Annotated in this window: 26 protein-coding genes; 13 read left to right on the forward strand and 13 right to left on the reverse strand. The window is 60.0% G+C overall.

The features are described from left to right. Positions 1 to 112 precede the first annotated feature (112 nt). Positions 113 to 820, forward strand: a complete 708-nt coding sequence (locus MWL89_RS12615; RefSeq protein ID WP_244386402.1) for a LytR/AlgR family response regulator transcription factor — start codon at positions 113 to 115, stop codon at positions 818 to 820. Then, on the forward strand, positions 817 to 2,160 hold the full coding sequence (locus tag MWL89_RS12620) for an ATP-binding protein (protein ID WP_244386404.1): 1,344 nt from the start codon (positions 817 to 819) through the stop codon (positions 2,158 to 2,160). The genes MWL89_RS12615 and MWL89_RS12620 overlap by 4 nt, the downstream gene beginning before the upstream one ends. 99 nt (positions 2,161 to 2,259) lie before the next feature. Here MWL89_RS12620 and pheT read toward each other — a convergent pair whose 3' ends face one another. The 4 genes from pheT to MWL89_RS12640 all read right to left on the reverse strand — a co-directional run bounded on the left by pheT (position 2,260) and on the right by MWL89_RS12640 (position 9,045). After that, the gene (pheT, locus tag MWL89_RS12625) at positions 2,260 to 4,755 is read right to left on the reverse strand and encodes a phenylalanine--tRNA ligase subunit beta (protein ID WP_244386414.1); all 2,496 of its coding nucleotides are present in this window, start codon (positions 4,753 to 4,755) and stop codon (positions 2,260 to 2,262) included. Positions 4,756 to 4,769: 14 nt separating this feature from the next. After that, the gene (pheS, locus tag MWL89_RS12630) at positions 4,770 to 5,831 is read right to left on the reverse strand and encodes a phenylalanine--tRNA ligase subunit alpha (protein WP_244386416.1); all 1,062 of its coding nucleotides are present in this window, start codon (positions 5,829 to 5,831) and stop codon (positions 4,770 to 4,772) included. 447 nt (positions 5,832 to 6,278) lie between these two features. Further along, positions 6,279 to 7,214, reverse strand: a complete 936-nt coding sequence (locus MWL89_RS12635) for a serine hydrolase (RefSeq protein WP_244386418.1) — start codon at positions 7,212 to 7,214, stop codon at positions 6,279 to 6,281. 718 nt (positions 7,215 to 7,932) lie between these two features. Then, complete coding sequence (locus MWL89_RS12640; protein ID WP_244386420.1) at positions 7,933 to 9,045, reverse strand: serine hydrolase; 1,113 nt, start codon at positions 9,043 to 9,045, stop codon at positions 7,933 to 7,935. Positions 9,046 to 9,361: 316 nt separating this feature from the next. Between MWL89_RS12640 and MWL89_RS12645 the strand changes: the two genes are divergently transcribed. From MWL89_RS12645 to MWL89_RS12665, 5 genes are all read left to right on the forward strand, one after another. Next, positions 9,362 to 9,979: a GNAT family N-acetyltransferase gene (locus tag MWL89_RS12645; RefSeq protein ID WP_102379704.1), complete on the forward strand. Its 618-nt coding sequence runs from the start codon at positions 9,362 to 9,364 to the stop codon at positions 9,977 to 9,979. Positions 9,980 to 9,983: 4 nt separating this feature from the next. Next, a complete protein-coding gene (locus tag MWL89_RS12650; RefSeq protein WP_244386424.1) occupies positions 9,984 to 10,901 on the forward strand; it encodes a helix-turn-helix transcriptional regulator in 918 nt (305 codons plus the stop codon). Between the two features lie 521 nt (positions 10,902 to 11,422). Beyond that, a complete protein-coding gene (locus MWL89_RS12655) occupies positions 11,423 to 11,890 on the forward strand; it encodes a GyrI-like domain-containing protein (protein WP_244386426.1) in 468 nt (155 codons plus the stop codon). Positions 11,891 to 11,927: 37 nt separating this feature from the next. Continuing rightward, positions 11,928 to 12,599 (forward strand): GyrI-like domain-containing protein, encoded by a 672-nt coding sequence (locus MWL89_RS12660; protein WP_102379708.1) that lies wholly within the window; start codon positions 11,928 to 11,930, stop codon positions 12,597 to 12,599. Positions 12,600 to 12,736: 137 nt separating this feature from the next. Then, positions 12,737 to 13,627 carry an SPL family radical SAM protein gene (locus tag MWL89_RS12665; protein ID WP_146040684.1) on the forward strand — a complete coding sequence of 297 codons (891 nt, stop codon included), beginning with the start codon at positions 12,737 to 12,739 and terminating at the stop codon, positions 13,625 to 13,627. 41 nt (positions 13,628 to 13,668) lie between these two features. On the opposite strand, the gene MWL89_RS12670 is transcribed toward MWL89_RS12665, so the two are convergent. Together MWL89_RS12670 and MWL89_RS12675 are read right to left on the reverse strand one after the other, a co-directional pair. Further along, positions 13,669 to 14,088: a pyridoxamine 5'-phosphate oxidase family protein gene (locus tag MWL89_RS12670; RefSeq protein ID WP_102379710.1), complete on the reverse strand. Its 420-nt coding sequence runs from the start codon at positions 14,086 to 14,088 to the stop codon at positions 13,669 to 13,671. After that, on the reverse strand, positions 14,085 to 14,414 hold the full coding sequence (locus MWL89_RS12675) for a TfoX/Sxy family protein (protein ID WP_244386428.1): 330 nt from the start codon (positions 14,412 to 14,414) through the stop codon (positions 14,085 to 14,087). Before MWL89_RS12675 ends, MWL89_RS12670 begins: the two co-directional genes overlap by 4 nt. 250 nt (positions 14,415 to 14,664) lie before the next feature. Between MWL89_RS12675 and MWL89_RS12680 the strand changes: the two genes are divergently transcribed. The 3 genes from MWL89_RS12680 (at position 14,665) to MWL89_RS12690 (ending at position 17,082) form a co-directional block, all read left to right on the forward strand. Beyond that, entirely contained in the window at positions 14,665 to 15,444 is a 780-nt protein-coding gene (locus MWL89_RS12680) for an SDR family oxidoreductase (RefSeq protein WP_102379712.1), read from the forward strand. An 8-nt stretch (positions 15,445 to 15,452) separates the two neighbouring features. Continuing rightward, complete coding sequence (locus MWL89_RS12685) at positions 15,453 to 15,800, forward strand: nuclear transport factor 2 family protein (protein ID WP_244386430.1); 348 nt, start codon at positions 15,453 to 15,455, stop codon at positions 15,798 to 15,800. A 397-nt stretch (positions 15,801 to 16,197) separates the two neighbouring features. Then, positions 16,198 to 17,082 carry an SPL family radical SAM protein gene (locus MWL89_RS12690; RefSeq protein WP_102379713.1) on the forward strand — a complete coding sequence of 295 codons (885 nt, stop codon included), beginning with the start codon at positions 16,198 to 16,200 and terminating at the stop codon, positions 17,080 to 17,082. An 11-nt stretch (positions 17,083 to 17,093) separates the two neighbouring features. Here the strand turns inward: MWL89_RS12690 and MWL89_RS12695 are convergent, their stop codons facing one another. Further along, positions 17,094 to 17,531 (reverse strand): YjdF family protein, encoded by a 438-nt coding sequence (locus MWL89_RS12695; RefSeq protein WP_102379714.1) that lies wholly within the window; start codon positions 17,529 to 17,531, stop codon positions 17,094 to 17,096. A gap of 325 nt (positions 17,532 to 17,856) precedes the next feature. Between MWL89_RS12695 and MWL89_RS12700 the strand changes: the two genes are divergently transcribed. Beyond that, positions 17,857 to 18,219, forward strand: a complete 363-nt coding sequence (locus MWL89_RS12700; protein WP_244386432.1) for a YxeA family protein — start codon at positions 17,857 to 17,859, stop codon at positions 18,217 to 18,219. Here MWL89_RS12700 and MWL89_RS12705 read toward each other — a convergent pair. Beyond that, positions 18,197 to 18,982, reverse strand: a complete 786-nt coding sequence (locus MWL89_RS12705; protein WP_244386434.1) for an alpha/beta hydrolase — start codon at positions 18,980 to 18,982, stop codon at positions 18,197 to 18,199. The two genes, MWL89_RS12700 and MWL89_RS12705, sit on opposite strands and share 23 nt — an antisense overlap. Before the next feature lie 337 nt (positions 18,983 to 19,319). Between MWL89_RS12705 and MWL89_RS12710 the strand changes: the two genes are divergently transcribed. Beyond that, positions 19,320 to 20,684, forward strand: a complete 1,365-nt coding sequence (locus MWL89_RS12710) for a winged helix-turn-helix domain-containing protein (RefSeq protein ID WP_244386436.1) — start codon at positions 19,320 to 19,322, stop codon at positions 20,682 to 20,684. 49 nt (positions 20,685 to 20,733) lie between these two features. Here the strand turns inward: MWL89_RS12710 and MWL89_RS12715 are convergent, their stop codons facing one another. The 4 genes from MWL89_RS12715 to MWL89_RS12730 form a co-directional block, all read right to left on the reverse strand. Continuing rightward, positions 20,734 to 21,630 (reverse strand): sensor histidine kinase, encoded by an 897-nt coding sequence (locus tag MWL89_RS12715; RefSeq protein WP_244386438.1) that lies wholly within the window; start codon positions 21,628 to 21,630, stop codon positions 20,734 to 20,736. A 3-nt stretch (positions 21,631 to 21,633) separates the two neighbouring features. Continuing rightward, positions 21,634 to 22,512, reverse strand: a complete 879-nt coding sequence (locus MWL89_RS12720) for an ABC transporter permease subunit (RefSeq protein ID WP_244386440.1) — start codon at positions 22,510 to 22,512, stop codon at positions 21,634 to 21,636. Next, entirely contained in the window at positions 22,505 to 23,413 is a 909-nt protein-coding gene (locus MWL89_RS12725) for an ATP-binding cassette domain-containing protein (RefSeq protein ID WP_102379719.1), read from the reverse strand. Before MWL89_RS12725 ends, MWL89_RS12720 begins: the two co-directional genes overlap by 8 nt. A 207-nt stretch (positions 23,414 to 23,620) precedes the next feature. Next, positions 23,621 to 24,352, reverse strand: a complete 732-nt coding sequence (locus MWL89_RS12730; protein ID WP_244386442.1) for a response regulator transcription factor — start codon at positions 24,350 to 24,352, stop codon at positions 23,621 to 23,623. A 237-nt stretch (positions 24,353 to 24,589) separates the two neighbouring features. Between MWL89_RS12730 and MWL89_RS12735 the strand changes: the two genes are divergently transcribed. Then, positions 24,590 to 25,642 carry a BRO-N domain-containing protein gene (locus MWL89_RS12735; protein ID WP_244386444.1) on the forward strand — a complete coding sequence of 351 codons (1,053 nt, stop codon included), beginning with the start codon at positions 24,590 to 24,592 and terminating at the stop codon, positions 25,640 to 25,642. 58 nt (positions 25,643 to 25,700) lie between these two features. Here the strand turns inward: MWL89_RS12735 and MWL89_RS12740 are convergent, their stop codons facing one another. Further along, positions 25,701 to 26,534: a deoxyribonuclease IV gene (locus tag MWL89_RS12740; RefSeq protein ID WP_244386446.1), complete on the reverse strand. Its 834-nt coding sequence runs from the start codon at positions 26,532 to 26,534 to the stop codon at positions 25,701 to 25,703. Positions 26,535 to 26,560: the final 26 nt, after the last annotated feature.

Below are 26,560 nucleotides of genomic sequence, written 5' to 3' on the forward strand. Positions count from 1 at the left end.
TGGCGATGCCGCCAAGGCGGCGCAACAAAATCCGACTGGCTGGCCGTCTGCTGCGACCGTCTGGATGCACGGAACAAGCAGACATCGGTATACTGAGAGCAGGAGGCTGAAGATGTTCACACTTGCAATGGCCGAAGATTCCCACGATGACGCCCTGCGGGTAAAACTGCTCTTAGATCGCTGCATCGACGAGGGGTTGTCGCAGAAGTGCCTGCGCAGCTACGAGAATGGCCGAGAGTTGCTCGAACACTATACCGATGATGTCGATCTTGTCCTCCTCGACATCGACATGCCCGTCTTAGATGGACTCGCAACCGCCCATGCAATCCGGAAATTGGACACCACCGTTTCCATCTGCTTTATGACCAATTACGGACAGCTTGCCCCCGAGGGGTACGCAGTTGATGCCATGGGGTTCCTCATCAAACCGATAACCTATCGATCGCTTTACCAGATGCTCAAGAGAGCAGTCGAACGCAGTGCGCGGCGCCGAACGCACCTTATACCGGTTAAACAGGCAAAACAAACGCTTTTCGTCGATGCAAACGAGATCGCCTACGTGGAAACCGAACGGAAGAAAACCGTCATCCACACCACACGCGGTCCACTACCCTGCAGCGAATCCATGAAGGCGATCGAAGAAAAGCTTGCTGGGCATTCGTTTTTCCGCATCCACAACGCATATCTTGTAAGCCTCGCCCATATCCAAACCATCACGCCAACCGATGCCCTTGTCAGCGACCAGACTCTTCCTGTAAGCAAACACCGCAAACAGGATTTTCTTGCAGCATTGACCAACTATGTAGGGAAAACGATATGATCACCAATTACATGCTCGCCTACACCGATCCGTTCTGGATCGTCGCATCGGCCGCAGAGCTCGCCCTGCTCGTTGCCTTCGTTCGTCCGCTGGGACGCAAGCGCATGACGTCTATCAAGGCCGCATCGTGCGGAATCGTCCTGTTCGCCCTTTGGCATGGCGTACATCTGCTCCACTTCGATTTCGTGTTCGATTTCATACTCAACATCGCAGTGATCACCGCATACCTCGCCCTTACGCGAAACACTCGCAATGGTCAATCCCTTTACCTTGCGTGCGTATTTCTCCTCTGCTCTGAGATTGGAAAAATCATCACTGTCGACGGCATCATGCAGCCGCTCTTCAGTGCGCTTTCACCCTTGTCGGCCATCGCAATCACGTCCATCTGGATAGCCCTTTACGTCGCCTTCGACGCCCTCGCGCTCTTCGCTATATCGCGATGGGTTTTCGGCGAGGGAGTAGGACGTCTTTCCTGGAGCCAAAGCCTGTTCATCCTTCTGCCGCTTATCCCCTATACCTATATCCGCACCAGCGGATACGTATACGATTCGACAAACCACACGCTGTACCAGGATATGGTGCTCATCCTTGTTCTCCTCAGCGTATGCACGATCGCAATCATCGTCGCAAATGCGCACAATCTTTCAGCGCAGATCCAACGCAACGAGCTTCTGCACATGCAGGCGCTCCTTCGCGAACAGCACATGCAGTATCTAGCGGGAAAAACAGCGGTCGATGCGGTAAACAGACGGTACCACGATCTCAAGCAGTACATCGGCAAAATCGAAGACCTCGGGCGAGGCGGATACACTCCCGACAAGCATGATATCGAGGAATTCGCCTCTGCCGTGAAGCAAGAAATCGAACCCCTTGCTTGCGAGATGCAGACAGGAAACGAAGTGCTTGACATCCTTTTGACCGAAAAGCGCAGAATCTGCTGGGACAACGGGATCAGACCAGCATTTTACGTTGACGGCGGCAAACTCGGGTTCATGAACAGCTTCGACCTATGCGCCATCGTCGGCAACGCGGTCGATAACGCCATAGAGGCCTCTCAGAAGCTTCCCTCAAACGAAGTGAAAGACATCTGTCTCACCATCACCTACACGAACGACCTCGCCGTAATCCAATGTAGAAACCAGTTTTCAGGAGCGATCGATTGCGAAACAGCCTCGATAGGAACGACCAAGGCCGATACGGAAAACCACGGATTCGGCATCAAGAGCATGCGGCTCACTGCCGAATCGTACGGCGGCTACCTTTCATGGGATATTGCAGACGATGAGTTCGTGCTGACCATCATGATCCCGATCGACCCGAATGAGGTGATCGCGCGATAGCAAACATGCCGCCGGTCCACCGCAAACGAACAGGGCGGACGCCCGAAGACGCCCGCCCTGCAATCGCCTGCCGCCGCTTGCAGGCGGCTATCCGTGCGGTTACCCGCGCACCTCGGCACCGGTTGCTGCCGACACCTTTTTGATCAGGCGCTCGTGGGCCTTATCGACCTCTTCGCTCGTCAGCGTACGATCCTGCGCACGATAGGTGAGCGCATAGGCCATCGACTTCTTGCCTTTTCCGACCCGCTCGTCATCGCGGTACACGTCGAACAGTTCCGCCTTCTCGAGCATCTTGCCGCCCGCCGAGCTCATACACTGCATGAGGCGCTCGTGTGCCACACCCTCGTCAACGACGAATGCAACGTCCATCGATACCGCCGGGAACACCGGCACGTCGATGTAATCGCGTGCGGGGCAGCTCGCCTTGACGAGCGCATCCACATCGAACTCGAACGCAACCACGGGAGCCGTAGCCTCGTAGGCCTCCGTCGCGAGCGGATGGAGCTCGCCCACCCAACCGAGCACGGCGCCGCCGCTGAGCACTTCGGCCGCACGGCCGGGCTGCAAATGCGGTGCCTCTTCAGCATCGAGAGCCTTGAAGCGCACCTTGGGGATGGCGAGCTCGCGGACCAGATTCTCGATCACGCCCTTGCCGTCGAAGAAATCGAACGGCGCGGGATTCGCGTTCCAACCAGCTTCGCCCATTGCTCCCGCCAGCACGCCGGCAAGCTTCTGCTTCTCCTTGGGCTTCTTGCGCCCCTCGGCCCCGAAGAACACGACGCCCATCTCGTAGAGCTGTATGTTCTTCACGCCATGGCTCTGATTGTAGGCAACCGAACGCAAAAGGCCGGGAATGATGCTTTGCCGCATGATCGACTGATCCGCATTCATCGGATTGATAAGCTCGACGGGAATGCCCAAGCCGTCGGTTTTCATGCGCAGACGCTCGAGTTCGGTCGGCTCGGCGAACGAGTAGGTCATGGTTTCGTTCAAACCGCTCGCACGGAGCGCCGCATGGATGACCGACACCTTCTGCTCTGCTACGCTGCGCGTGCCGACGCGCCCGCGCCCGCCGGGAAGCGTTGCGGGAACGCGGTCCATCCCGTACAGGCGCAAAACCTCCTCGTACAGATCGATCTCGCGCTCGAGATCGGGACGGAACGTCGGCGCGACAACCGACAAGGCGTCAGCCTCGTCGGAATCGGCAACCTCGCAGCCCAAGCGGCGCAGAGCGTCCTCGATGAAGTCACGGGGAATGTCGGCGCCCACCATGTCGCAGAAGCGCGCAATGCGGAAAACCAGCTGCGGGGCCTCGGACTTCAGCGGCCATTCGTCCACGATGCCTGCGGCGTTGTCCGCAGCGCAGCTCACCGCTCCGCCGGCGACCTCCACGATGAGCGCCGCAGCGGCGGCCGAGCGCAGGTCGATCCCGTGATCGTCAACACCGCGCTCGTAGCGCATGGAGCTTTCGCTGATGAGGCCGAGGTTGCGGCTCGTACGGCTCGTGCGCCCCGCTTCGAAGGTGGCCGCCTCGAGCAGAATGTCGACCGTCTGGTCGGTAACCTCGGTATCGAGCCCGCCCATGACGCCGGCAAGCGCAACCGCACCGCGCTCGGGCGTAGCGATGACCGTCATGTCGGAGGTGAGCTCACGCGCCTCGCCGTCGAGTGTTACGAGCTTCTCGCCGTCTTCGGCAGCGCGGATCACCACATGGGCGCATCCGTCTGCGCCGGTGAGCTTATGCAGGTCGAACGCGTGGAGAGGCTGTCCGAACAGGAACAGGATGTAATTCGTCACGTCGACGATGTTGTTGATGGAACGCTGACCGATGGCCGCCAGGCGCTCGACCATCCAGTCGGGGCTCGGCCCCACCTTGCACCCGCGGATGACGCGCGCCGAATAACGGGGGCAGCGCTTCGGATCGTCGATGGTCACGCTTACCGCCGAATCAACCGGCACCGCCTCCTGATCGAGCCGCATTTCGGACGCCATCGCGGCAAGCGGGTTCGTCCAATCGCGCTGGTACATCGCGCCCAGCTCGCGCGCCATGCCAACCATGCTCAGGCAATCGGGGCGATTCGGTGTGATTTCCAGGTCGAGCACCGTATCGGTCAGCTGCCGGTACTCCGCAAACGGGACGCCGATGGGCGCGTCCTCGGGAAGGATCATGATACCGTCATGATCGTTGCCGAGCCCCAGTTCGCGCTCCGAGCAGTTCATGCCGCAGCTCGCGACTCCGCGCAATTTCGATTTCTTGATCTTGATGCCGCCCGGAAGCTCCGCGCCCACCATCGCCACAACGATATGGTCGCCCGCATCGAAGTTCTGCGCGCCGCACACGATCTGCAGCGGCTCCGGATTGCCGTCGGCGTCCGCGTTGCAGGCGCCCACGTCCACCGTCGTCACCCACATGTGGTCCGAATCGGGATGCTTTTCCTTGGTGACGACCTGACCGCACACGATGTTCTCGAACGCGGCGCCGACGGTCTCGACGCCCTCGACGCCCGTACCGGTCAGATCGAGCCTATCGCAGAGGGCCTTCGTATCGACTGGCACGTCTACGTATTCGCTAAGCCATTTGAGAGATACTTTCATTGAGACGCCTTCCGCTAGAATTGACGCAGGAACCGCATGTCGCCTTCGAGCAGCATGCGCAAATCGGGCACGTTGTATTTGAGGCACGCGATGCGCTCGACGCCCATGCCGAACGCGAAGCCGGAATACTCCTCCGGATCGATCCCCGACATGGAGAGCACGTTCGGATCGACCATGCCGCAGCCGAGGATCTCGAGCCAGCCCGTTCCCTTGCAGAAACGGCAGCCTTCGCCATGGCAGATGCCGCAGCTCACATCGACTTCGGCAGAGGGTTCCGTAAACGGGAAGTAATGGGCGCGGAACCGCGTCTTGCGGTCGGGTCCGAACATCTGCTTGCACAGGTAATCGAGCGTCCCCTTGAGATCGCCGAACGTGATGCCCTTGTCTATAACAAGGCCTTCGATCTGGGTGAACTGTGGCAGATGGCTCGGATCCGCCACATCGCGGCGGTACACCTTGCCCGGAGCGATAACGAAGATGGGAAGCTCCCGATCCTCCATAGCGTGCACCTGCACGGTCGATGTCTGCGTGCGCAGCAGCACGTCCGACTCCCCGCGCACGTTGGCAACTGCACCCGAGAGGTCGCGTACGTAAAACGTGTCGGCCAAGCCGCGCGACGGGTGGTCGGCCGGTGCGTTCAAAGCCTCGAAGTTGTAGTAGTCGGTTTCCACCTCGGGACCCGACACCACCGTGTAGCCGATGCCGAGGAACACCTCGGCGATTTCATCGGTGATGCGGCTGATGAGGTGACGCGTACCCATCTGCTGGGCACGGCCCGGAAGCGTCACGTCCACCGCACTCGCGTCGATCTTCGCCGCGAGTTCCGCAGCCGAGAGCTCGGCTTTGCGCGCCTCGAGGGCTCCTTCGACGGCGATGCGTACCTCGTTGGCGGTTTTGCCCACGGAAGCGCGCTCCTCTTTGGGCACGCTGCCCATCGAACGCAGATACCCGGTAAGCGTGCCCGACTTGCCGAGCACGGCGATGCGCACCTGTTCGAGCGCTGCGGAATCCGCCGCCTGCTCGATGGCGGCGAGCGTTTCGGAGCGAAGCGCCGCCAATTCGTCTGTTAGTGCCATGTTCCTGCCTTTCGTCATCACCCCGCGCTGCGGAAACCGTCCGGGCGCGAGCAATAAAAAAGAGCCCTATCCATCCTTTTGTCCAAGGACGAGATAAGACTCTCGCGGTACCACCTCGGTTGACCGCCGCGTAAACCGAAAGCGCCATCGGGCGCGCAACGGACGAGCAGTCCACTCATGTGCCCTGTGACGGGAGCGCCCGGCGAAACCTACTGGCGTCGGGAAGCCCGACCGTTCAGCCCCGCTGCTGGTAAAGTGAATCATCGTGCATGCCGTCGAGCTTTCTCAGCCGATGGAGCTCTTCTCTGGTGGCGTCATGGAACCGCGATGCTGTCTTCGTCATAGCATTTGGGTATGCTGTTGTAACGCGTTAGTATAGCCCATCCTGCGCCTCGTGTCCCAGATTTTTCAAGCGGATACCACATAAGTCGCCGCGAACCCGCGGGGCTATGCCGCAAGCAACTCGGCATGGACGCCGTCGAGCGCCTTGATGAGATCGACAACGAGATAGGCGTTTTCCGTCGCATCGGGATAGGAGTAATCGGCATCCGACATGACGGCGATGAGGTAATCGCCCGAAGGGCTTTCCACGATTCCCGCATCGTTGAGCGCCGCAGCGCTGCCGACAAAGCTGGACTCGAACCCGGCTTTCGCATAGACCGCGCAGTCCGATCCGAGAGCCTGCCGCAAAAACGACACCTCCGTCGATCCGAACAGCTTCTCGATGCTCTGGGCGCCCTCGGTATTCCCCTCGAGGTACGAATCGATGGCGATCCAGTACTTTGCGAGGTCGCATGCCCCGTAGTCGTAGTACCAGCCGGAATCGCTCGTAGCCTGAGAGACCCCCGCCTTCGCCGTCCACGCATCCCAGCTATCGCCGTCGTAGTGATCGCGGAGCATCGCGTATCCCGTATTGTCCGAGTACATGATCGTATTGGCCATGACCTCTTCGAGCGCATACTCGCTTTTGCCCTCTTCCGAAGCCATGACACCCGTACCGCCGTATACGTCTTCCTTGACGAGCACGTCCTCGACTGAAGCCCTGCCGCCCTCGATAAACTCCTGCCAGAGGAAGGTGACGAACGGCGCCTTAACGGTGCTCGCCGAGAAAAAATCGGTATCGGCGTTGTAGCTGACGCCTCGACCCGTCGTCAGGTCGAGCACCACGAAGCCCACATGGTAACCGCTATCGCCGAAAGCCGAAATCGCACCTCGCAGCGTAGCGGACTGGCTTTCTCCAAGAGGCTCCACGGTGCCTTTGAGCACGGAAAACGCAGTGATGTCACGCCCGCTCGGCACGATGGCGAGATCCGTTTGCTCCAGATTGAGATGCGGCGGGTTTTCAACCAAGGCGGTCAGGGCACCGTCCACCGCCGAGCTCAACTCCGTCGGCTCCCCGGAATGCCCGCTGTGCTGCTCCCCGGAAGCCAAAGTGCCGAAAAGCGCCATCCCGCCCACGAATACGAAGCATACAACCGCTGCGGCCGCCAAAACCCGGAAAGGAGAAAACCCGCGACGGGGCTTTCTGCCGAGCGCCTCCCTTCCCGCAAGAACCGGCGCTCCGACGCTACGCGAGTTCCAGTCCGAGAAACGATCGAACGATCGAGCGCCCCTCGTTGGCGGAGCAGCCGGCCGCTGGCGTGCTTCGCTTCCGGTTCGGGGGAGCCGCGCCTTTGCGCGACGCGCTGTCGAGCCGTTGTCGATGCGAGGCACACGTTTCGTGCGGCCAGGCGATCCCGAATCGTGCTCCACACCGCACGAACGCTCGCTCGCGTCATCGTCCTCGAATCCGCCGGGCACCGAGCGTCCCGACCCAAACGAGACGGATACCCGCTCCACGGTATGGCGAGAGCGCACGCCATTTCGATCAGACCCCGCAGCAGCGCTGCGGGAACGGGGTCCCTCGCCGTATGGATACCGTTCGCTCATATATAAGTATGATACTCATATATTGCGAACCTTCAAATAGATTTCTCGGTCATTCGGCAACAAACAGGTCTTGAGCAGCGTCGAAGCATCTCGTAGGCGCATCGCTTGCCCGTTGGACGACGCCGTGTGCGCAACGGGTTTCGAATCCGCCGAAGCCCGTGCGGCAAACCCGCTACTCGGCGAGATACTCCGCATGCGCCGCGTCGAGCGCCACGATGAGATTGGTCATGAGCTCGGTGTTCTCGGTCATCCACTCGGAATCGTAATCGGCGTTCGACATAACGGCAATCAGGTAATCGCCCGACGGCCCGGATACGATACCCGCATCGTTCATCGCCCCCAGATCGCCGTTTTCTGAATCGATTTCGAAGCCGGCCTTTGCGTATACCTCGGAATGGGATCCGAGCGCCGTGCGCAGAAACGATATTTCAGTCGTCCCGAAAAGCTCCTTGAGGCTCAGGGCATCCTCGCACCCGGTTTCGAGGTAGGCGTTGATGGCGATCCAGTACTTCGCAAGGTCGCGGGCTCCGTAGAAGGGATACCATCCCTCGACGCTGAGGGCCTGGGGGACGCCCGCCGCCGCAGTCCACTCATCCCAGCTCGGACCTTCGTAGTGGTCTCGAAGCATTCCGTACCCCGTGTTGTCCGAATAGACGATCGTATCGGCTATCACCTCTTCGAGCTCGTATTCCTGCTTGCTTTCGGATGCCATGATACCGGTGCCGCCGAGGACGTAATCCTTGTCAAGATGCTCGTCGAGCTCCGTCTCGCCGGTGTCAACGAACTCCTGGTAGAGAAACGTCACGAACGGCGCCTTGATCGTGCTCGCAGAAAAGAACTCCTCGTCGGCGTTATAGCCGATACCTTTACCGGTATGCAGGTCAAGAACCACGAATCCCGCTTGATAGCCCAAATCAGCGAAATCTGCGATAGCCGCATCGATCGCTTCCGTCTGGGAATCCCCGAGCACCTCGCTCGTCCCGTCGACCGCCGAGAAAAGGTTGATCTCGTATACGCCCGATGCGGCATCGACGGAAGACGCGTCGAACTCAAGCTCGGGTTCGGGAGCTTCGACAACCGACTCGACGACGGCATCGCTCGCACTCCCGAGTTCTGCCGGCGCATCGTCACCCGCATCTTCGGGAGGAGAAGCGAAGATACCGAGAAGGGCCCACGCCCCTCCCCCTATCACAACGACGGCCAACACGAGAGCGAGCACGGCGGGAGATACGGGAAGATTCTCGTACCAGTGAGGCTTATGTCCCACGTAGATCCGCTTTGCCATGCCGCGCTCCTACCGGCTACCCGATATAAAAAGCCCGCCGCTCGGCAGGCTGGTACGGAAAACAAATTTGCCACCATACAGGTGGAAACAACCGTATTATGATAAATGTTTACGCCTTGGGCAGATATGTATCATTAATCTACATATATTCAGGTAACTTATTGCATAAGAATGGCATGCTGTTTGCCCGGCGGTGCCGCACAGCGCTTCCTCGTTCTGCTAGGATGAAACGGCGTTCGCGCTGCCCGGCAAAACCGCTTGCCCGGCAGCTGCGCAACCGCAAGGATCACAGGCCCTATCGAGAAAGACGTATTCCATGGCAGAACAGTCCGAGGTAACGCTGCGACTTGGCGGGACCGGCGATTTCGCCGCCATTCTCGAGGTTTACGCACCCTACGTAAACGAAACCGCTATCACGTTCGAGACAAGCGTACCTTCGCTTGATGATTTCAGTGCGAGGCTCGCCGGTTTCGCTGACACCTACCCCCTCATCGTCGCGGTGCGCGACGAAACGGTAGCGGGATACGCGTACGCCCACCGCATCGGGGAGCGAGCGGCCTATGCATGGAACGCCGAGCTGTCCGTATACCTTGACTCCGCCTTTCGGGGTGCAGGGCTCGGTCGTACGCTCTGCACCGCGCTTCTGAGCCTCCTGGCAACGCAAGGGGTGCGCAACGTGTTCAGTCTCATCACCGTTCCGAACGATGCGAGCATCGGGCTGCATGAAGCCCTGGGGTTCTCACTTATGGGCATCCAAAGGCAAGCGGGATTCAAATGCGGGGCCTGGCATGATGTTGCCTGGTATCAAAAGCAGATCGGGAGCTTCGCCGGCGCTCCGCAGCCCGTCATCCCCCTTCCAGCACTCGACGCTTCTCTCGTGGAAGGCATCCTTCGAGGAGAGGTTCCGTCTCGCTTCGACAAGGCGATCGGGTAGCACCATGCAGACGGGGCGCCTGTTCGAAATCGTCTACCTGCTCATGGAGCGGCGGCGCATGACCACCGCCGAGCTTGCACGCGAACTCGAAGTATCGACCCGCACCATCAGGCGCGACGTTGACGCCCTGTCCGGTGCCGGCGTGCCGGTCTACATGACCAGGGGCAAGGGCGGCGGCGTCCATCTGCTCGACAACTACGTGCTCGACAAATCGCTTGTATCCGATTCCGAGCAGGAAGAGATCCTCGCCGCGCTTTCCGCCCTCGGACGTACCGGGGCGGTCGATGACGATGCGGTCCGCGATCGCCTCGCCCGCGTGTTCCAGCGCGAACCCGTCGACTGGCTCGACATGGACTTCTCGTTCTGGGGCGCTCCCCCGGAGTACAAGCACGCGTTCGACACCATCAGGCGCGCCATATGCACCCGCCACCTCCTCCGCTTTCCCTACTACGACGCCGCAGGCAACGCGTCGGTGCGCACCGTAGAGCCTGCGCGCCTCGTGTTCAAGGAGTCGTGCTGGTATGTGAGGGCGTACTGTCTCAAACGCGAGGACTGGCGCACCTTCAAACTGTTTCGCATCGACTGGGAAAACATGGAGCTGCTGCCCGACCGCTTCGCAGCGCGCCCGATACCCGAATCGCTCGGCGAATCGGGTGCGCGCCCGCGCGGCGACGATGAGCTCGTGCTCCGCTTCGCCTCATCGGCCAAAGAACGCGTCCGCGAGGAGTTCGCCCCCGAGATGATCGGCCACCTCGACAACGGCAGCCTCGAAGTCCGCCTGTCGTGCACGCTCGACGAGCGAACGAGGTTCTACCTTCTGTCGTTCGGATCGACCCTCGAGGTCTTGGAGCCGCACGATCTGAGAACTTGGCTGCGCGAACAAGCGAAGCGGGTGGCAGACATATATTGCGAACAGCACTAGGTCATGTTCGATCCTCGATACGCTGCCGGGTCAATACGCTGCCGAATCGCCGAACAGGCATCAAGATGGCAGAAAACGCATGGTATTCGTCGCCAATCGGAACCCCTTCCATGATCTAATCCCGACCGCAAGCCGTTGAGCTGGGACAACTCGAAGGAGGATGAAACGAGGAAGCCGAGTCCTTCCCATCAGCGCCGTCCTACGACGAATATCTTGCGTTTTCTGCCACGAGTACGGGGTTTTCGTGCAACTGGGGCCTTGCGTTGACCCTGAACGGACTCCGGGCGAGCGGAAAGCCAGCTTCCGACGAGGCGAGACACACCCCCGTGCCGCAACCCGAACTTTGGCGAATCTCCTCCCGAAGCTTTGGCAAGAACGAAAGCCCGACCCACCGCAACTACAGATCGGCACAGATCAACAAGCGTTGCATTGTGCCTCGAAATTCTTTCGCATTAGAGGACATACCCTGTCCGCTAAGGGGCGATATGCTGGTACCATCAAACCCAACCGAAAGGAACCTCATGGATTACACCGTTGTCGAACTTGCCGAAAGCCGCATCATCGGGCCGGTCATCCGCACCTCGAACGACGCACCCGACTGCTCTGAGAAAATCGGCGGCCTTTGGCAGTCGTTCATGGGCGAGGGTATGGCCGAATCGGTGCCGAACGCCTCGAGCGAACCCTATATGTGCTATGGCCTGTATTACGATTACAGCATGGAAGACCAGTCGTACGCCATGATGGTCGGTTCAGCCAGCGCTCAAGGAGCCGTACCCGAGCGCATGGAAGAGCTCATCATCCCGGCAGGCACCTATGCGAAGTTCACCGTTCACGGTGACTGCGTCAACACCGTTGTCGAGGCATGGAACGAGATCTGGGCAATGGAAGAGCTGACGTCGCGTCGCGCTTGGACCGTCGATTTCGAAGCGTATCCCCCGTCAGACGACCAGAGCGATACCGACATCGACCTGTACATCGCAATCCGATAGCGCACACCCACAAATCGTCTTTACCGAAAGGAACCCCATGGCGGAAGCGAAGCTCGACTACAAGAAGGCATATCCCGATCTGTACCTTCCCAAAACAAAGCCGTCCGTTATCGACGTGCCCGCCATGGGGTTCATCATGGTAGCCGGCAAAGGCGATCCCAACGAAGAGAACGGGGAGTACCAGCGAGCGGTCGGCATCCTGTACGGCCTTGCATTCACCATCAAGATGTCCAAACTGTCCGGCAGCCAGCCCGACGGGTACTTCGACTATGTAGTGCCTCCCTTGGAGGGCCTTTGGTGGAACGAGGGCGAACCTTTCAACGGCATCACGGTCAACGATAAGAGCGCGTTTTCATGGATCTCGATGATCAGGCAACCGGAGTTCGTCACGCCCGAAGTGTTCGCCTGGGCCGTAGACGAAGCCTCCCGCAAGAAGCCCGAACTCGACATGTCGCTTGCCCGGTTCGAAACGTGGCACGAAGGCCTGTGCGCCCAGGTGATGCACAAGGGACCCTACGACGACGAGCCCGCTACCATCATCGCGCTCGACCGCTTCATCGAGGAGCAAGGATACGCAAGCGACTTCTCCGACGACCAAGAAGCTTTTCCCATCGCGCGCAGGCACCACGAGATATACCTCGGAGACCCACGGCGCAGTAAGCCCGAGAACATGAAGACGGTCATTCGCCATCCCATCCGTACGGCCTAGCGCATCGTACAACGCTTCGCCACTTCGAATCCTCACGATGCCCACAGGTATCGGTTCGTCCTTCGCTATACTATTTCGGTAATTCCTTATGTACACAGTGCTGCAGCGCAGCATCGAACCGAAAAGGGGCAAAGGGCATGGTTCGGATGATTCCCGCCAAGACCATTCTGCAGAAGTCTCGCTACGAGCCTTCCGAATGGTTCGGAATCGACTACGTCATGAATCTGTACAGGGGCTGCACGCACGGCTGCATCTACTGCGACAGTCGCAGCAACTGCTACGGGATAAAGGACTTCACCGAAGTACAGGTAAAAGAAGGCACCGATGTGCTGCTCGCCAAATCGCTGCACGCGAAGAAGTCGAGCGGCATCATCAGCACAGGCATTATCGCCGATTGCTACAATCCTTACGAAGAGGAATTCGGCGTGACGAGACGGGCCCTCGAGATCATCGCCGACTGTCGATTCGGAGCCGACGTAAACACGAAGAGCCCGCTTGTCACCCGGGACATCGACGTACTCGAACGGGTCGCTTGGGCGCGCTCCGCAAACGTGCGGTTCACCATCACCGCCGCGGATGACGATCTGGCACGTACCATCGAGCCCCATGCGCCGTCGAGCAGCGAGCGTTTCGCCGCCATGAAAGAGATCAGCGACAGCGGCCTGTTTACCGGCGTCATGCTCACTCCCCTCGTCCCCTTCGTAACCGATACCGCAGAGAACATCGAATCCCTCGTCGAGCTTGCCCACGACAACGGCGCGCGGTTCATCTACACGCTGGGGGGAATATCCATTCGCGACGGGCAGAAGGAATACTTCATGAGCAAGCTCAAAGCCATGTCTCCCAAACTTGCAAAACGGTTCCGAGACACGTACGGCTCATCGTATTTCTGCTACAGCCTCGAACTGAACAACATCCTTGCGCTGCTGCGGGAACGATGCGATAAGGCGGGTATTCTCTATCGCATGGACGACATCATCCATGCGAGCCAGAACCACACCGAGCAGGAGCAGACGAGCTTGTTTTAGCCGATACGCTTGAAGCGGCGCAGGGATACGGTGGGCAGGCGCTATTCGATTTCAAAATCCTCCGAAGAGAAGTTACGGTAGTAACGGCCTCGCTCGGCCGTGAAGCGCAGGACGCAGTAATCGGGATCGGTAACGCCGAGCGGATAATATGCCGTATCGCCGCCTTCCCAGATCATCTCCTTGTATTCCGCATCTTCGAGAACCTCCATCGTCCCCTGGAGCATGACACCGCGAAAGAACCGCCGGTCGACGAAATAGATGCACGCCTTCGAATCGCGGCGAAAATCGGCCACCCTTCTCGACGACGTGTTCGTCGTAAAGTAGAACGTGCGGATGCCCTCGCGCTTACGCGGCGGCAGCATGGCCTTCACGCCGGGAAAGCCGTCCTCGCCGACCGAGCCGATGAACGTCGTGTTCTGATGATCGACAAGGTTACCGATAGTCTGCGCTGCATCCTTCATGAGCGAGCCTTCTTCTTTTTCGGTTTCGGTGCGGGCAACTCGGCGCACGTTGTTCGCACCAGCTCTGCGAGAAACTTGCGATCCTCGAGATCTTCGATGAGGAACGCCTCCTTGGCACCCTCGTAGGGCAAGCCCCGCGGGCAGCCGGGCATGAGCCTCTCTCCACCTTCGGTTATCTTGACGAGGAACCGATTATCGCAAATGAGGCCGAAATACTTCCCCTCGCAGTACACCCCGTATTCGCCGAACATCTTGCGAACGTGGATGAAACCCGCTTCGGCGAGCTGATCGCACACGTACTCGGCGAACTCTTGACTTGAAGCCATGCAACCTCCTGAAACTGCCAGCCGCCTCCGCACGCAGCCGATCATCGTCCGAGACATAATACTAAACGAACATTTGTTTGTCAAATTGGGTTAGATACGGCAGAGATTACCGAACCCCGACCGTCAAAGGCTGCTCGCCCAACGTTGGCGAACCGGAAACAAAGCCTGCTCGCAGGCATGGTATGATGCGCTGGTTCACGCGATGCGCACGCCGAACGACGGGCGCTCTACGAGATAAGGATTTATACGCATGGGTATCTACGTGATCACCGGAGCCACCAGCGGAATCGGTGCCAAAACCGCCTCGATCCTGAAAGAGCAGGGGCACGAAGTCGTCAACATCGACCTCAAGGGAGGCGACATCAACGCGAACCTCGCTTCGAAAGAGGGCCGCGCGGCAGCCATCGACGAGTTGCACAAGCGCTATCCCGACGGCATCGACGCGATGATCTGCAACGCCGGCGTTTCCGCAGCCAACGGCAGCATACCGCTCATCATCTCGCTCAACTACTTCGGCGCTACCGAGATGGCCATCGGCGTGCGCGATCTGCTTGAGAAGAGGGGCGGCAACTGCGTCGTCATATCGTCGAACACCATCGCGCAGGGCGCTGCCCGCATGGACGTGGTCGGCATGCTCAACAACCAGGCCGACGAAGACCGCATCCTCGACTTGGTCAAGGATTACGACCCCGCAACCGCCCATGCGTTCTACGCGGCGACGAAATACGCCCTCGCCCGGTGGGCGCGTCGCATGAGCGCCGACTGGGGTGCGCGCGGCGTACGCGTGAACGCCGTTGCCCCCGGTAACGTGCGTACCGCCATGACCGATCAGCTGACCGACGAGATGCTCGTCGCCGTGCGGGCGCTGCCGGTGCCGACCAACTACGGCGGCGACCCGCTCATGGATCCGACCGAGATCGCCAACGCCATCGCATTTCTGTCTTCGCCCGAAGCGCGCGGCATCAACGGCGTCGTGCTGTTCGTCGATGGCGGCACCGATGCGCTTTTGCATTCCGAGAAAGTCTACTAGGAGGCCCTATGATCATCCAAGCTTTCGTCGAAGCCATGCAGAATAAGGATCACGAGGCCCTAGCCGAGTGCTTCACCGAAACGTGCCGCCTGTTCGACTACTGCCCGCAGCTTGTGGGACTTGAGAACTTCTACACCTACGGCAAGCGAGCCATCGACATGTTCTACCACAACCAGTTCGTGTTGAGCGGCTTCTCGATGCTCGACCCGCGCGTCATCGACGAGCGCACCGTCAACTTCTACGCCGATTACAACGGCGTCGTCGTCCACGCCGTTGCAACGATCGAGAACTGCAACGACGGCAGCTGCGCGCTCGATAACAGCCTGATACAGGAAATGGTCATCCGCCCCGCATAGCCCGAACGCAAGCGGGTTTCGGCGTTGCGCCTCGTTTCAGGCCACCGAAACCCGCTCAAGCGTACAAAAAACGTCGACGCGAAGCCCGCAAGCCCTTCGGCGATCGAACTGGTTTTTTGTTTCCCACGAATCGCCTGATCAGACTGGCGTCCGTTCCGCATGCACGTTCGGCTCCGCAAGCATTCGCCGGAACAACGCCTCAGCGCCCGTCCAAACGCTTCACGTCGACGTTTTTTGTACGCGGAACCCCGCTTTGCCGTCAGGCAATGGTCGAACTCTGGACATCGGGCTATGATTCTGGCGTCGGACCATGCGGCGGGCGTGTGCATCCCGCACGGATCGTCTTGTCATCCGAAGAGGACGCATCCTGTCCGCTTTACTCTGGTATGCTGCACCCATGAAAACGATCAGGGCGAAATCCATCCTCCAGAAAGTCCGCTACGACAATGCGCAGTGGTTCGGCATCGACTACAACATGAACCTGTACAGGGGGTGCTCGCACGGCTGCATCTACTGCGACAGCCGCAGCGATTGCTACCGCATCGAGAACTTCGACGAGGTGCGGGTGAAGTTCGATGCGCTCGCCATCCTGAACCGCGAGCTGCGCTCTCGCCGAAGCAAAGGCGTTGTGGGCATCGGGGCGATGTCGGACACGTACAATCCGTTCGAGCGCGAGCTCGGAGTAACCCGCGGGGCCCTCGAGCTTGTCGAGCAGTACGGGTTCGGCGTCTCGATCGACACGAAGAGCACGCTCGTCACTCGCGACATAGACATCCTCCAACGCATAGCCCAACAGCACTCGGCTATCGTCAAGCTCACGATCACCACGACCGACGACAACCTCGCCCGCATCATCGAACCCTGCGCACCCCTCCCGACGAAGCGGCTCGCGGCCCTGCGCGAGCTTGCCGATGCAGATCTGTTCTGCGGAATCCTGTTCACTCCCCTTCTACCCTACGTCACCGACAACGACGAGACGATCGAAGCGATGGTTGCGGCGGCAAAGGGAGCGGGCGCGCGGTTCATCTACACGATGGGCGGCGTAACCATGCGCGCGGGACAAAAGGAGCACTTCCTCGATCGGCTCGGCGACGTTTCGCCCGAACTCCCCGATCGCTATCGAATCGAATTCGGCGACCGCTATATGTGCAACTCGCCCCGCAAACGCGAGGCGCTCGGCTTGCTCCGAAAGCGGTGTAAAGAAGCGGGTATCCTCTACCGCATGCCCGACATCATCGACGCCTACAAAAAGAAGGAGCCGAGTCAGCTGGGGCTGTTCTAGAAAGCGCAGGGTCAGTGGCCCCTGCGCTTCTCCTTGCGCTTCTGCTGCTTGAGGTCGAACCGGCGTTGCTCATCGGCGCGACGGGCGTCTTTTTCCTGCGCTTTGCACTCGCCTTTATGCGCCTCGTACCCTTCGCGGATCGCCTGCTGGGCCTTCGTTCCCACGCCGTGCGCCTCGATCGCGCGACGCACGATCCTCTGCATGCGCTTCGGGTTGATGCGGTCGGCGCGCATGCCGGTTTCGCCGTCTGCGTTTTTTGCGCCCATACGGATGCCGAGCTTGTCCCATCGCCCGCACACGAATGCAAGCACGAGTTCGTCGGTCGGCTCGTGGGGTCCGAACACGATGCGCCGCGCACCGTAGAGCCCGGCTTCTTCGTGCTCGCATAGGGCAACCCAGAATTGGCCGTCGTGAAGTATCGTCAATGTCGATGATGAATTGACCTGCATGATTCCTCCTATTGCATTGTCGCTCACGCGAAGAAGGGACAACCAAGGAGGCAGGTTACTGACGGAATTGTGCAATCGGAGAACGTGCATGCGAGCCCCGCACGAGGCTCGCTGCAGCCGAAAAGAGCAATCCCGCATCCGGACTACCGGCCGGATCGTGTTTTTATCTTCGCGTAAGCCAGTATAGCGCACCTGGCTCCATCTCGCGAACCACGCAGCGCCGCCAAGCGGCTCCCGAAAGTAAGGTGGCTGCAAGGTTTCCTCAAGATAACCGCAAGGAAGCACGCGTATCGTGGACGGCGGTATCGAATCGACAGGAGCATACATGGGTAAAGCGAAAATCGTCATCGGGCTCGGAGCGGTAATCGCTGCGGTGGTAGGAGCTACCGCACTCGGAGCGTGGGCTCTGTACGGGGAGAGCGGCCATTCCTATGTCGTAATCGACAGCGGCAGGGTGCGGCCCATCGAACCGCGCGCAGGCATGGCGTACGAATACAACCTCGACGCCTACGACGATGCGGGAAACCGGTCGCTCGTCACCTTCCAAACAAGCCGCGAGCTGCGCGCGGGCGCTTATCTCGAACTCGAGACAAAGCCGATTCGAGGTGTTGTCGCCTGGGAGGAAGTGGCGTACGAGGACGTGCCGGAGCAAGCGCGGGAGGCGCTTAGCTCGCACGCATCTTCATGAAATCGGCGATGGCGAAGGAGGCTTCGGCCCACTGTTCTTCGGGTGAAATCGATGCCTCGCCATCGCCCGCCTGTTCGCCGTAATTGCCGAATTGGGCGTGGTTGCCGCCCTCGATCACGACCTCTTCAACGCTCGAGGGCAGCTTCGCACGACCCTCGTCGTATGCGTCGCGGTTGAGCACTTCGTCCTCGCTGCCGTACAGGGAGATAGCCCGCAAATCGGACGAGGAGAGGTCGGCCGTCGGATACGATGCGAGCAGTACCACGCCCTCGACCTCGCCTGCATGGTCGGCCGCCCACGAGCTTGCAACAACGCCCCCGAGCGAATGGCCGCCCACGTACCACGACCCCACGTTCGGATACGCCTCGATCGCCTTCGCCGCCGCGTCGGAACCGAAAAAGGCGATGTTGAAGGGCACTTCGACGACCGCGCAGAACACCCCTCGCTCGGCCAAGCCGCTCATAAGCGGCGCATAGGCATCGTAGGCAACCTTGGCTCCCGGATAGAGGATAAGACCGACCTGCGAATCGGGATCGCCGAAAGCAAGGAGGCCGTCCGTTTGCTCGACGGGAACGCTTTCGGTTGATTCAAGGTAGGCGCCGTTGTCCGAAGCGGCGTGGTAGTAATCGTTTACGTAAACCGCAAACCCGCCCACGGCTAGAACCACGATCGCCGCAAGAACAAGGGCGATCCACCTGCCAGCATGCCGACGCTTTCGTTTACCCGCATCCGACTCGACTCCCACCGCGCAACCACCGCCCATCTCTCGATCCGAGCCTCGCCCGAACGAAACCATAATCCGAAAAAGGCCAGTATACGCCTGCCGCGGATTACCGCAGCGGACAGACTGGCATCGTTTCGAATCTGAAACCGCAAAGCCTAACGCCGCGCGCCCTCGAACTCGACGGCTACGGAAAGCACGTCGCCGTCGAGCGTCGCAGTCGCAGCTTTCCGCAGTCGCAAAGACAGCCGCGCTCGGCCGACGGCGACCACTATGATGATCGATTCGATAATATTTTTGCTACAATGTGCTCATCTGGGGATTTAGGGCATGCAGCCCGTTCTTAGAGCTGCAGCCGATTTGGCAAAGGGGATCTACCATGAACGAGAAGCGTGTCACGAAAAACAGCATACCCGACGAGAAAGCCATCGGACGCGCCATACTCGACGCTTTGAAGAGCGGGCGCCAGAAGTCGGAAGCCTCGCTCGAAAAAGACACCGCCGCGATCCTCGGACTGAGCGTTGCGGAGCGAACGTACCGAATCGGCGCGAGCAAAACCACGCTTTACGGAAACCGATTCAAGAAGGCACGTGCCGAACTGCACGAGGCAGGCCTCATCGAGTATCCCGCAAAAGCAAAAGTCCGATTGACGGGCGACGGCAAGGCGCTCGCGCAAGAGCATGCGCTCGGTGCGTCCCAGCCAAAACATGCCGAAGACGCTCGTCGCAAAGCAGCAGAACCCGCAGCAGATGGGCTCTACCGGGTTCCCGAAACGCCCGCAGCGCGCCCAGCCGATCCGAACCACGCCCAGACGCAAACCGGATCGAGCTTCTCCTTTATCAACTTGCCCCAGCGAAGCGAAACCGCACATCGCACGTTTCCGATACTGCCTCTCGCTTTAGCCATCATAGCTGTGCTGCTATGCCTCACAAGGACGCTTGCCTTGCTCGGCATACTCTGCGGCTTCGCATCAATAGCAGCATTCCTGATAGCAAGGAAAAACCAATCCGCCACCAAAGCGCCCAAAGCCTCAATAGCACTTTCTGCGGCTTCGGTGTTCCTGGGTGTATCCCTCGTTTTTGCAGGGACTCCCTCGGAAAGCACCGCCAAGCCCGATACCGCCTCGAAAGCCCCCGATGCGGCCGTATCGCAGAAAGCGGATTCGGAACCCGCCGAAGCAAAAGCAGAGAAGGCAAAGCTCACCCTGACCGTCACCGCAGAGGAATGGCCTTCGGACAAAACGGTCCCCGTAGTTGTCACCTGCACCAAAGGAGCAGATGCCGGGAAAGCCGACCGGGTAGACGTGAAGCCCGGACAGCGAAAAACGCTCGCCTACGAACAGGGAACCTACGACTTCGCAATCGATACCGCCGCGCTGTCCGACGAAACAACGATCTATGCCTCCGACCCCGTTTCATACTCTTTCGACGGCGAGGAGAGCCACACGGTGAAGCTAACGCTCGATAAAGATACCGACGCCATGCAAAGAGCGCAAGCCGAGAAGGAGGCGGCCGAAAAGCAAGCGGAAGAGGAGGAGGCTGCAGCAGCCGAAGCAGCTGCGGCAGCGGCGGCTGCCGCAGCCAGCAGCACGCCCGACACAGGTGGCTATACGGTCTACATCACCAACACCGGAGAAAAATACCACGCCAGCGGATGCCAATACCTGAAGAAGAGCAAGATTGCCATCTCTCAGTCAGATGCGGTCGCACAAGGGTACACGCCGTGCAGCAAGTGCAATCCCTAGCACGGAAAGAATCCGGGAACGCAGGGCGACCGCAAGCGCAGGGTGCAACCTAACGCCGCGCGCCCTCGAACTCGACGGCTACGGAAAGCACGTCGCCGTCGAGCGTCGCAGTCGCAGCTGCGCCGATCGCCCTGCAAAGCTGAGCAACGATGGCGAGGCCCAAGCCCCCGCTGCCTTCGCTCCGCGATTCGCTGCCTTGATAAAACCGGTCGAACAATCGCGCCGCATCAAGCTCTCCGGGGTCCTCCACGCGATTCGAGAACGAGATGCCCGGACCACGCTGCACGATCGACGGCGCATCGGCGCCGTAGCGCAGCGCGTTCACCGCGAGGTTGCGGAATATGCGCGCGAGGGCCTCGGCATCGGCCAATACGACGAGCTGCTCGTCTTCGAGGTCGATCCGCGGCGCCCATCCCTTCTCCTGGAATTGGGGATACAGCGCCGCGAGCGTTTCGGCCAAAGCCGCGTTCGCGTCCACGGGTTCGCGTTCGATGCGATAATCGGGATCCTGCACTTGCGCATAGGCGAAAAGCTGATCGAGGAGCTTCGAAGCATCGTCGATACGCCGCTCGATCGCCTCGAGATAGCGCCTTCTCGCCGTGACGTCGCCCTCGTCCTCGAGCAGCTGCGCATACCCTTTTGCACCGGCAAGGGGCGTTCTGATATCGTGCGAAAGATAGGTGAGGCCCTGGCGCATCTCGGATGCATGCTCTTCGGCGGCAATCCGTTCGCCCTGATGCCGATCGAGCTGCCGGTTGATCGCCTGGCCCAAGCTCGAAAACCCGCGCGAATGCACCGAAATGGTAACGCGCGCATTGCTTGCCGAATCGCGGCGGTTGAGGAACTGCGCGAGCTTGCGCAGTTCCCGCTCCGAACGGACGACCTGGACAGCAAGCACGGCAACCGCTACAGCCAGAACGATGATAACGGCAACCAGGGCGTCCATGGCCTAGACGTCCTTTTTCTTGAGGATAAGCAGGCTCAACGCGGCATAGCCGACCAGGAACACGAGGCTGACAGCCGCAATGTGCGCGACGCTCAAGCCACCGTCGAGACCGACCCCGAGCGAGCGCATGCACGCGTACAGGGTGAAATCGCCCAGATGCTCGATGTCCGGGAAGAGCGACAGCAGCGCCTGAACGATCGAGACGACAAGACCGCTGCCGACCACGATGCCGATGGCGATGGCAGCAGCCATCTTGCGCGTCAGCCACACGAACAGCGCTGTGAGCATGCCCATGCCCGAAAGCACGAGCACCACAAGCGCAAACCACAGCGCCATATCGCCCGTCGACGCAGCGACCGTCTCAATCCCGAAGATCGCAGCTCCCGCAAGCGTCGCCGCCGCGGTTACGAGCGTGAACACGATGGCGAACAGCACGATCTCAACAGCACGGGTAAGAAGGTACACCGTGCGGCTCGGAGAAGCCGTAAACACGTTCTTGCTGAAACCGTTCTCGAATTCGGCTGCGAAGAAGATGGCGATGAATACCACGAACAGGCATGCCAATCCTCCCCCGTTCATAAAGATGTTGCCGATGAGAGCCATGGGCGTGAGGCCCGAAAGCATGTACTGCGCCTGGTCGATGCTCTGGCTAACCTCGCTCATGTCGATCTGTTCGCCGCCGGGGGTCGAGATGCCGAACTGGAAGCCCGAGCTCGCCGCTGCACCGCTCGCGTTCTGCATCGTCTGCATGAACTCGGGAGAGAGCATGTAGCTGATCGATCCCATGGCGATCAAGCCGAGAACCACTAAACTGCCGAGCAGGATCCAAAACGACTTGCTGCGTACAGCGCGGTAGAAATCCATTCTCAAGATATTAACCATGGTACTCAGCTCCCATCAAACCCACGAAGAACTCCTCGAGATCGCGCCGATGGGCGTAGAGCCCCTGGATGGCGATACCGGCGTCGTTGAGAACCCCGCCGATTGCGGCGGCATCGGTAACGCCGAAGATCCTGATCGAGTTGTCGGGCATAACCTGGAACCGGGCCTGGGGGAACCGCTCCTGCAGTACGGCGAGCGATCGGGCGGGGTCAACGGTCGAAACCTGGAGGCAATCGCTGCACTCTTTCTCGACCTCCTCGGCGGAAAGCTCGCGAACCATATGGCCGTTGCGTATCACGCCGTAGCGCGTTGCCATGCGGCCGAGCTGTTCGAGAATGTGCGAGCTTATTACGACCGTAATGCCGCGCTCTGCGTTCAAGCGCATGATGAGCTCACGGATCTCACGCGCCCCCTCGGGATCGAGCCCGTTCAAAGGCTCGTCGAGCAGCAGCAGATCGGGATCGCCCAAAAGCGCGAGTCCGAGGCCGAGGCGCTGTTTCATACCCATGGAGAACTGCTTGGCCTTCTTGTTTCCAACATGCCCGAGGCCCACAAAGGCAAGCAGATCGTTTACCTTGCGTTTCGGATCGACGAGGCCGAGGGCGAGCGCCTTCATCATCATGTTGTCGTAAGCGCTCATGTTGCCGTAGAGCCCGGGGGCCTCGACGAGCACGCCCATGCGACGAACAGCCTCGCCGCCGCTCGTCTCGCCGAACAGCTTGATCTCGCCTCCCGTCGGCTTCGCCAATCCTGCCAGCATCTTCATGACCGTCGATTTGCCGGCGCCGTTGAGGCCGACGAATCCGTAAATGTCGCCCTTGGCCACGTGCATGTCGAAATGATCGACGGCTCGCTTGCCGCCGTACGTTTTCTCAAGTCCGTAGGTCTCGATTACGTTCACAGTCCGCTCCTTTCTTTTCCGCTTTCGTTTCGGTATGCATCCACGATACGGAAGGGAGTTTCAGCAATCGCCTCGAAACCGTTAAGAAAGCTTAAAGAAGGCACAGGGGGTCCGAGGCGTTCGGATGATGCCGCCGCGGCCGAACCGAAACCGCCCATCCGAGAAGCGCGACGCGCTTTGGTCGCACAACGCGCTCGCACGATCATCCTAATCCGCAAGCTTGAACCCGATGCCCCATACCGTCTCGATATAGGAATCGGTACCCGTAGGCTTGAGTTTGCCGCGAATATTGCTGACATGCACGTTGATGGCCTTTTCCTCGATGAAGCACTCCTCGTTCCATGCCACCTCGAAAAGCTCCTGCTTGGTAAACACTTTCTTCGGCCGACGCACGAGCGCCTCGACGATGTTGTACTCGATGCGGGTTAGCTTCACCGGGTTGCCGGCAACCCTGAACGTGCGGGACTCTCGATCGAGCTCCCATTCCTTGTACACCATAGGCGCCGCCTTATCCGACGGCGCTTCGCCCGCGTTCGGCGCCGCCGCACTACCGCGAGCCCGCGCCGCGTGGCGCAACTGCACCGAAACGCGGGCGAGCAGTTCGTCGAGGTCGAACGGCTTGACAAGGTAATCGTCCGCCCCGCAGCGCAGCAGCTCGGCTTTGCCCGCAGGCTCGCTTTGCGCGGACACGACGATCACAGGTACATCGCCGCGGGCACGGATGAGGGAGACGAGCTCTTCCCCGCGGATGCCGGGGAGCATAAGGTCGGTGATCACGAGGTCGAAGGAAGAATCGCTTTGCGCCGAGACTTCGAGCAACAGGCGCGCTTCGCTTCCCGAATAAGCCTGCGTACACGAAAAGCCGTTGCGGGAGAGATGGGTGGCGATAACCTCGTTGATATCGGCGTCGTCTTCGATGATGAGTATGCGAGCGGTCATGGTTGCCTATCGGTGGGATTCGTTTTCAAGTGCCATTTTCGCACAAGATTACATTTCTCGAAAACATATCTTGACATTAGAACATATGTTCGTATTATATGAGTAGCACGTACGGTATGCCGCTGGCTTGCACATCAAGAGGCGGCACCGATCGCTCGCTACGTCCTCGCTCGCACATTCCCCGCCGCCTGCCAACTTCATCGTTTTTGTGGACCTTCAAGAAAGGAAGGCGAAGCCATGCTGAAAACCGAGGATAGGCACGCAAAGCGTACCGAGGGAAACCCGAGAGGATCGGCGGCTCTATCGAGCGGGACAAGCAGCTCGGGCGGTGCAGACAGCTTGGGCGGTGCGGGCGACGAAACCGCAGCGGGCGACGCGGTCAGCGCAGGAGCCGCAACCGCCCCGCGCGAAGCGCCCCGACTGAGCGAGATGCACCTGTTCGAAGGCCGCGAGATCAGATCGGTCTGGTCGGAAGACGAAGAGGATTGGTATTTTTCGATCATCGATGTGGTAGAGGTCCTTACCGATAGCCCGAAGCCGCAAACCTATTGGCGCGTTCTGAAAAAGCGACTCAAGGACGAGGGAAATCAAAGCGTTACAAATTGTAACGCTTTGAAAATGCGTGCGACGGACGGAAAAATGAGACTTACCGACGTCGGCAACACCGAGCAGGTTCTTCGACTCGTGCAGATAATCCCCTCGCGCAAAGCAGAGCCTTTCAAGCTCTGGCTCGCACGGATCGGAAAGGAGCGCATCGATGAAGTATTCGATCCCGAGCAGGCAATAGAGCGCGCCATTCTCCATTACCGCCGCAAGGGCTGTACCGAAGAATGGATCGGCCAGCGCCTCTCGTCCATTCGCACGCGAAAGAGCCTCCCCTTCGAATGGACCGAGCGGGGCGTCACATCGAATTCGGAGTACGCCATCCTCACCAACGACATATACCGCGCCTGGTCGGACTTGACGACGCGCGAGTGCAAAGCATATAAGGGGCTCGGGAAGGAAAGCCTTCGCGACAACATGGGCGATATGGAACTCGCGCTGTGCACGCTCGCCGAAGCAACCGTCACCGAAATCGAGCGTGCCGTCGACCCCGGCACCTTCGACGAGCACCGCGATGCGGCGGCATCCGGCGGCGAAGTTGCGGGCATTGCCCGAAAAGCAGCCGAGAAGAAGATCGGGCATTCGGTCATCACCCGCAAAGCGGCACCCGATTTCGGACGGCTGATGAGCGAGGTGATCGAAACGCAGGCGATCGAGGAATCGGCGGCGCGCACAGGGCGCCGCTAGCCGAACGGCGCGGCGTTCGGGCGGCGTCGCCGCCCCGCAACCGGCCTACGCCGCGCATCTAACCGATGTAGGCCGTCCTCAGCTGCGCGATCTCCGCGCCGTGGCCTTCGAGATCGTTGGGGGTCTCAAGGTAGAACGGCAGGTCGCGCAGCAGCGGATGGTTCATCACCGCCGCAAGCGCCTCAAAGCCGATCTCGCCGTTCCCTATCGTGGCATGGCGGTCTTTATGCGCTCCACAAGGGTTGAGCGAATCGTTGAGGTGAATCGCTTTAAGGCGGTCGATCCCGACGATGCGGTCGAACTCGGCGAGCACGCCGTCAAGACCGCCCGCGATGTCGTAGCCGGCGTCCCAAACGTGACAGGTATCGAGACACACGCCCAGCCGATCGCCGAGCTGCACACGGTCGATGATGGCGGCAAGCTCCTCGAAACGGCCTCCCACCTCGGTGCCCTTGCCCGACATGGTTTCGAGCAGCACCGTCGTGGTCTGACTGTCGTTGAGCGCATCGTTCAGCACATCGGCTGTCTTCGCAATGCCGACCTCCATGCCCTGCTTGACGTGGCTTCCCGGATGGAAGTTGTACATCTGGTGCGGTGTGTTCTCCATGCGGGCCAGATCGTCCTTGAACGTCATGAGCGCGAACTCCCTCACGCGATCCTCGGCTGCCGCCGGGTTGAGCGTATAGGGGGCGTGCGCAAGGATCGTCTTTATCCCCTGCTCTTCAGCGAAGGCGTAGAACGCCCGCACATCATCGGGATCGATGGCCTTCGCCTTGCCCCCGCGCGGATTGCGCGTGAAGAACTGGAACGTATTCGCATCGATCGACACGGCGTCTTTCGCCATGGCGAGGTAGCCTTTGGAACTCGACAGGTGGCATCCGATCGTCAGCATGTTCGTAACTCGCTTTCTTTTGCGGC

The organism is Raoultibacter timonensis (assembly GCF_022845715.1).
GTDB lineage: Bacteria > Actinomycetota > Coriobacteriia > Coriobacteriales > Eggerthellaceae > Raoultibacter > Raoultibacter timonensis.